The following is a 1,204-nucleotide window of genomic DNA, read 5'->3' on the forward strand; positions in this document are numbered from 1 at the left end:
GCATACACCACACGTTTAATGGTTTTAGGTTGATAATAATTCCGTAAAAAACCAATGTACTGCATCAGCTGTGGATAGTGACATTTTTCGTGATTAGGAGCGTATTTTTTGAACCGATTGATTTCATATAAATAATTGCTAATGGTACTTTTATTCAACTGATTTTCAAGATAATTTTCTAAAGTCATACGGCTTAATTTTAGTGTAAATTTGAGTGGTACGCAGTAAATCATGCCCTAAAAAATCCCGAACCATTTCCACGGTCATTTCATTTTCAAGTAAATGAGATGCAATACTATGGCGTAAATTATGTAAGCTAAATCCCTGTTTATCTAATCCACATCGAGTTAAAACACGACAAAAAACCGTATAAATTTTGTTTCCGCTCATTGGTTTTCCGTTTGAATTAAGTAGTAAAATGGATTCATCATTTCGTCTGTTTTTGGTTTTATCCTGGTACAGTTTAAAATCTTCTACAAGCTTTGTTGTAAGCGGAATAACACGTCTTTTCTTTCCTTTTCCACTGCGAACATATAAGCGTTTTTCACTTAAATGAATGTCTTCTACACATAGCCTTTCAACCTCTGTTCGTCTTAATCCACAACCATAACACAGGTTTAAAATCATTGTTTCTTCTAAATTGATGCAATTGCTGTAGAGTAGTGCGATTTGTTCTACACTTAAAACGGCTCGACTTTTATAAGTCGAACGTTTGATTTTTAAGGTATAAGGCGTTTTAATCAGCTGTTTTGTACGCAATAAATAGGCAAAGAATAAGCGAATCGCAAAGAGTTGTGTATGAATATAACTGTTACTCAACGGCTTTTTTCTTCGGCTACTGATTACAGTTTTCAAATGAAAATAAAAAGCTTCAATGTGATGACTTTCAATCGTGTAAATAAGTTCGTGAGAATGCTCAAACAGGGCTTTGACGTACTTTGGATAATGATTAACCACTGTTTTACAATAGCCTAATTGTTGTAATTCTGTTCTAAATTCATCGAGTATATCTTGCATAACTATGACGGGTTTGTTCACATTGTTTTTATTGTTTCTTATGGTGTTTACGAATCACTTCGTTAGATTTGAGGTTGTCTACTTTTGGAACATGGAACAATAGTATAGATGTTAGATTTTAGATATTAGAAACTAGATAGTTAAGTCTAAATTAATTGTTCCAAGATTGTTCCCTATTGTTTCAGTG

At 33.0% G+C, this 1,204-nt stretch carries 2 protein-coding genes; both read right to left on the bottom strand.

The window, feature by feature from the left end; genetic code table 11:
- Positions 1-188, bottom strand: a 188-nt coding sequence (locus N5D03_RS14840) for a hypothetical protein (protein WP_280052108.1), incomplete at its 3' end; no start/stop codon positions are given.
- Entirely contained in the window at positions 166-1,017 is an 852-nt protein-coding gene (locus N5D03_RS14845; protein WP_219035438.1) for a tyrosine-type recombinase/integrase, read from the bottom strand. The genes N5D03_RS14840 and N5D03_RS14845, both read right to left, overlap by 23 nt.
- Positions 1,018-1,204: the final 187 nt, after the last annotated feature.

The organism is Empedobacter sp. GD03861, from assembly GCF_029840885.1.
Classification (GTDB): domain Bacteria; phylum Bacteroidota; class Bacteroidia; order Flavobacteriales; family Weeksellaceae; genus Empedobacter; species Empedobacter falsenii_B.